The sequence below is a fragment of the Acidimicrobiia bacterium genome (assembly GCA_018057765.1).
GTDB lineage: Bacteria > Actinomycetota > Acidimicrobiia > IMCC26256 > JAGPDB01 > JAGPDB01.
The window spans coordinates 1-5,476 of the sequence record JAGPDB010000042.1; the positions used below are offsets into that span (position 1 = coordinate 1).

At 35.4% G+C, this 5,476-nt stretch carries 9 protein-coding genes; 1 reads left to right on the forward strand and 8 read right to left on the reverse strand.

Annotated elements, in window-relative coordinates:
* The 8 genes from KBF89_08650 to KBF89_08685 all read right to left on the reverse strand — a co-directional run.
* Positions 1 to 673 (reverse strand): pirin family protein (locus tag KBF89_08650; protein MBP9116390.1); only part of this gene is annotated, 673 nt, incomplete at its 3' end.
* Positions 674 to 784: 111 nt separating this feature from the next.
* Complete coding sequence (locus KBF89_08655) at positions 785 to 1,267, reverse strand: GNAT family N-acetyltransferase (protein ID MBP9116391.1); 483 nt, start codon at positions 1,265 to 1,267, stop codon at positions 785 to 787.
* A 40-nt stretch (positions 1,268 to 1,307) separates the two neighbouring features.
* A complete protein-coding gene (locus tag KBF89_08660) occupies positions 1,308 to 2,510 on the reverse strand; it encodes an MFS transporter (GenBank protein MBP9116392.1) in 1,203 nt (400 codons plus the stop codon).
* Between the two features lie 56 nt (positions 2,511 to 2,566).
* Positions 2,567 to 3,118 (reverse strand): hypothetical protein, encoded by a 552-nt coding sequence (locus tag KBF89_08665; protein MBP9116393.1) that lies wholly within the window; start codon positions 3,116 to 3,118, stop codon positions 2,567 to 2,569.
* Entirely contained in the window at positions 3,115 to 3,345 is a 231-nt protein-coding gene (locus KBF89_08670) for a Fic family protein (protein ID MBP9116394.1), read from the reverse strand. Before KBF89_08670 ends, KBF89_08665 begins: the two co-directional genes overlap by 4 nt.
* Complete coding sequence (locus KBF89_08675) at positions 3,329 to 3,712, reverse strand: hypothetical protein (protein ID MBP9116395.1); 384 nt, start codon at positions 3,710 to 3,712, stop codon at positions 3,329 to 3,331. The genes KBF89_08670 and KBF89_08675 overlap by 17 nt, the downstream gene beginning before the upstream one ends.
* Positions 3,713 to 3,859, reverse strand: a complete 147-nt coding sequence (locus tag KBF89_08680; GenBank protein MBP9116396.1) for a hypothetical protein — start codon at positions 3,857 to 3,859, stop codon at positions 3,713 to 3,715.
* Positions 3,860 to 3,965: 106 nt separating this feature from the next.
* Positions 3,966 to 4,742, reverse strand: coding sequence for a class I SAM-dependent methyltransferase (locus KBF89_08685; protein MBP9116397.1), 777 nt, complete (start codon positions 4,740 to 4,742; stop codon positions 3,966 to 3,968).
* 282 nt (positions 4,743 to 5,024) lie between these two features.
* Here KBF89_08685 and KBF89_08690 point away from each other — a divergent pair.
* Positions 5,025 to 5,476, forward strand: a 452-nt coding sequence (locus KBF89_08690) for a hypothetical protein (GenBank protein MBP9116398.1), incomplete at its 3' end; no start/stop codon positions are given.

The window sequence follows — 5,476 nt, forward strand, 5'->3', positions numbered from 1 at the left end:
CGTGTTCGTTTACTTGCGTTCCATTAACTTCGAGATTACCTTCCATTACAAATATTGATGCGTTGTTGGTTGCAGGAAATGACATAGCCATTTCTCCGTCAGCGTCTAGCTCTACTCGCCACAAGTTCATATTTGAATAAGTATTCGCTGGTCCTTTTACACCCTGGTACTCACCTGCAATAATTGTTACTGTGCCTGAGACAAGTTTTACTATGCCCATCTCTTCTGCAAGTAATGGTTGGTAAGCTGGCGCGTCCATCTTATTTTTTGCAGGAAGATTTACCCACAATTGCATCATATGAAAACGGCCACCTTTACTCGCCCATTCCTTTTCGTGATATTCCTTATGCAAAATCCCGCCAGCTGCTTTCATCCATTGCACATCGCCTGGATGAATAATTCCTCCAGCACCAGTAGAGTCATGATGAGCAACAGAGCCTTCAAAAGCTAAAGTCACAGTTTCAAAACCACGATGAGGATGAACTCCTACTCCGCGTGGAGTATCTGTTGGATCATAATCATAGGGAGCATGATAATCCATTAATAAAAATGGGCTCATCTTTTCTGTAAGATCACTAGGGCCTGGTAAAACTTGAGTCACATAAAAACCGTCACCAACCCAATGAAAAGCATTATTGCTATGTATTCCCTCGATCAATCGTTGTTCACTCATAATTATATCTCTCTTATGCTTAGAATCGTTGGCTTGAAACGTATCATTTAAAACGTAACAGTTTTAACAATATTCCCTCGCCCGCTTTCATTGATTTATGAACAAAAATGACTAGCTTTCATCTGGTACGATTAACCACATATTTTCATTCTCTGAAACCCCAAAGCCAAAACTTTCATAAAAATTCTTTGCTCTTTCACCGGCATGAATTTGCAAAGTTCGCACTTTTTGTTTTTTAAAATAAGAAAGCAAAGTTCTCATTATTTCGCCACCGATTCCTTGATTTCGCATTTCTGGATCAACTGCCATCCAACGTATGTAACCATAACTATCTCCTGCAAGATAAAATTTAGGCAAACCTTTAATTATGAAGGCAATGCCACATCCGACAACGCTGGAAGTATTTTCCTCACGTGCAACAACCATTGCTACATCATCATTTTCAATTCCAGATTCAAGAAAATTCTTAGTACGCTTTTTCCATTCATCATTCCTGGGTGAAGTAATTTTATCTTCGTTGTGAATATATATAAGTAGCGCGAGCATGCCATCGATATCAGTATTTTTTGCTCTAGATATTTCTACTTTTGACATTGATTAAGCATAATCGATTGTAAGAAAATAATTATTACAATCATTTAATACCTGTATTCGACTTTTGTATTTCTGCAGGCAGTTTGTCTACACGCAAAATTATAGTTGCAAAAATAATTATAATGCCGACTAATAAGAACGCTATTGGTAAGGAATAATTAGCAATCAACCCCACGATTAATACTACTATTGCAATATATAAACTATTTACCATGTTAATTAACGAAAGTACTGTAGCACGGTTTTTGCTACCTATTAATACATTTGTATAAGAAGACAAGAGTGGATTTCGTGTTTCAGAAAATCCATATGTAAGCACAAATATAGGTACAAGAACTAAAGGTATTTTTACAACAGCTAGTAAGATAAACATCAAACCAGGAAACATTGATAGTACTACCAATGCCATTTTTTTACCGAATGCCTCTTCCAGTTTATAAGCGTATGCTTGAGTTAGTGCAGCAAAAAGACCCCCTAATGCTAGTGAGGCACCAATCCAAAAAATAGGAACATCACTTGCTACAAAATAAGGTTGATATAAACTGACAAGTAACCCGGAAAATGTTGCTGTAAATGTAGATATCAATAATATTTTTTTCAATAGTGGGCTATTTCTTATCTCGTAAAATCCAGATTTGAGAATAGTATATGGCCCATCTTGAGCATGTTGATATTTCACATCTGGTTCTTTTAAAGTGAAACTCAATAAAAATGCAAAACTCGCAGATATGGCAGTTAGAAATATAACTTTCTTATACTCTGGTAAAGTTAACTGTGTGACTAATATTCCTCCTGCAAGCGGTGCGATAAAAAATGCTAATTGATATGAACTGCCAATTAGCCCCATCGCTTTTTTCATTTTTTTCTCTTTGTCATTTTCACTTAACGTATCATATATCAATGCTTCATTTGCACCAGATAAGAAAGCAAAACCCAAACCAGCAAAGATAGCGATAATGACAAATTCATAATAGTTTTTTGCAAATAAATACATCCATTCTCCAAGAGCTTGCATGGCCATAGCTATTACAATAGACCATTTACGTCCGATTCTATCGGCCACTACGCCTGCTGGCACCTCGCCAATAAATACTGTAAAAATAATTATGGATGTAATTGAACTAACTTCAAATAAGCTAAGCCCCCGAGATTGTTGGTATAAGGTACCTATTTGGTTATAAAAATAGAGATTTGCAAAAAACGTAATTATAGCAAGTTTCATTGTGTTATTCGTTTTGAACATTTTCCCCCCTATTCTTTTATAAAACAATCGTAATATACAAAAAAGAAAATGTCGCACTAATTTCTATAATAAGTATGCACAAACAAAAACGGAATGTTGACTTGCATTTTTTGCATTGCTAATAAACTTCTATACATCCAGTTATTACAAGAATAATTTCCAATATCAGTTGATACTTTTGGATCAAAAGACAACAATTCTGATTTAAACAGTTGTTTCATTTTCTCAAAATCCCAATTCGACATATCAACATTAAGTCGTTCTTTACTTGGCCTTGAATTATCTAGAGGTTGTTTATTTTCATTTTCGTTACAATACTTCTCATTATATATCCAGTTTGTTGCCGAACTCTCAATCCTGAATCCTGGAACATTGGATGACATCCCAAAAGAGATAATAGCTTTTGCATTAATTTTCAGGGCATGTTTTACAATTCTAATGCCTGGATCTTCATCCCCTTCAGGAACCAAAACTACCGAAGGAAGTATTAATGAATGTATTTTATAACCAGCAATTTCTTTACCATCGACAGTCAAGGCCAACCATTTAGACGGGTTGGCCAAATATTTTCCAAATGTTTCAGAACCTGTTAACAATATGTTCTTCATCGTTTCAGTGTATCAACAATTCTTCCAAACATTTCTACAAGCCCTGAGGTGTCATATTCTTCAGACGCAAGACGTGATGCTTCATCATTTTCGTCGCTTTTCACTCTTGACCAATCAATCGTGTACCCTGCATCTCTTGCCACTCTATTCCAAAAAATACGTTGGACCCTACCATTTCCGTCACGAAAAGGATAAATAAAATTAACTTGATCATAAAAATATGACAAACGAAGAATAAATTTTTTTTGTCAACAAATTCAAATAATTTTCTTTTTCTAGTTCTCCAAAATCATATTTTGCAGCACCTAAAATTTTATTAACTATGAGAAAGTATCCCGACTTATCCGAATTCTTCTTTATGTCAACTGTTCTTATTTCACCCGCCCAATCATTGACACCCTTGAAAAGCTGTTTGTGAATTAATAGTAGTTCAGATAAATCATTCGATCTAGGTATTCCTATAGTTTCCAATTCAATTTCATTTGCAAAAACAATTTGTGGTTCTATTGCCCACAGCTCTTCAGAAGATTTTGCACCTAATAAATTTCGTAACTCTCCAATATTTTCATCATAATATGGATCAATAAAATCCACCTAGAGAGCACCGTATCTGACTCTAATTTTTTCAGCAGCTTCTTCGGCCGAAATTTCACCGACGATATATTTGTCAGCCATTTTCTTAGAATCACTTGAAACTTTTAGTCCTTCAAGTCGCTCATTTTCTATAGCTTCATCGACTATTTTCTTACGGCTTTTTTTAGTAAATTTCTTGCCTCCATCTTATCAATTAAAATGAATTAAAACCAGAATTTCTTTGAGTAACTACTATCAAAGCACCATATTCCACTTAATTCTTAACAGCAACAAAAATCATTTCGGGTGTTTTTTGTGTGGCGAGCGTCTTATCCCAATCACCATAAATAGATTCAACTCTAAAACCAGTTTCTATTAGAGATTTTATAATTTCTTCTTGTGTGCGAAAACGTAGCTCATTTACCGAAACTAATTTCTTATTCGTTTTTGTAAATTGATAATGATTCTCATATAGAACACGATCTCCAGTTGCTTTTAGAAACGCCATCCACCACTCGACTTTACCGATGCTACCAACTTCAACCATACGTCTACTTTCCGATGATGGCCAATCAATATGAATGTCAACAGAATCATCCCACCAAGGTTGCACTATAGGATTACGACTTTCAAAAACAAGATGACCACCATTTACAAGCGCACTATTAATAGCGCTTAAGTTCATAAGCCAATCTTCATCATCAAGAAAAAATTGGGCAACGTGACCTGTCATTACAGTAAAATCTGCAATTGAACTTTCTAGTAAATCAGCACTGCCCTCTATCCACTGAACATTTTCACAACCTGTACGTTTCGAAGCTACTTCTAACATTTGCTCCGATGGCTCAACACCAAGAACTTTACAACCGATTTTTGCAAACTCATAAGAAAGCAAACCTGTCCCACAACCAATATCAATAACAGATGTAACATTAAATTGCTTTGCCTTTTCTAAATAAAAATCTTTATACTCATCAATCGAGTTAATTGAGTCATAAATAGCAACAAGTTCTGGATTCGAAAATTCGCTGTAATTTGGTGAAGTGTTCATTTAGATATTCTTACATATAATAATATTTCATTCCGAACTATTTGTAATTCTGGACGTTAAAGCAACTAATCAAAAAGTCGAAGAGTCGATTCCTGTAATATTCTCGTTCATTATAGATGGAAATTGTAATAATTGGATTTAGATTGTATAGTTAACGTCGATAATTCACGCTAAACATACAATCCACTGCATAAAAAGATTAAATCTAGGAATATTGTTACCTATGCCCTGCAACAGGGGTTGATAATTGACAGCAATAACATAAATGCATAAACTGATCTGATGCACATGAGCCCTAGCGAATTCCTAGAACAAATTGATGCGAATAAGCTGTCAATCACCATGATTGGAATGTCGAATCTCGGCAAGACGCATTGGTCGCAGATGCTATCTACTATAGGTTTCGACCACATCAATTGTGATGACCTAATCGAATTTGAGTTAATAGAATTGATGAAAGCAAAAGGTTACACCGGTGGCATAGAAGATGTAGCGCGGTGGATGGGCATGCCTTACGAAGATCGCTACGCTGTTAACCAAACCAAATTTCTCGATATTGAAAAGGGCGTAGTTTCTAGACTGACCAGTATTGATCAACCAATTATTGGTAATACAATAATTGATACCTCCGGTAGCGTGGTTCATACAGGCCCCAAACTTTGCGAGGCTTTACAAAACCAAACTTTAATGATCTATCTTGCAGCTTCTCAGGAACACACAGAAAGACTTTTTGA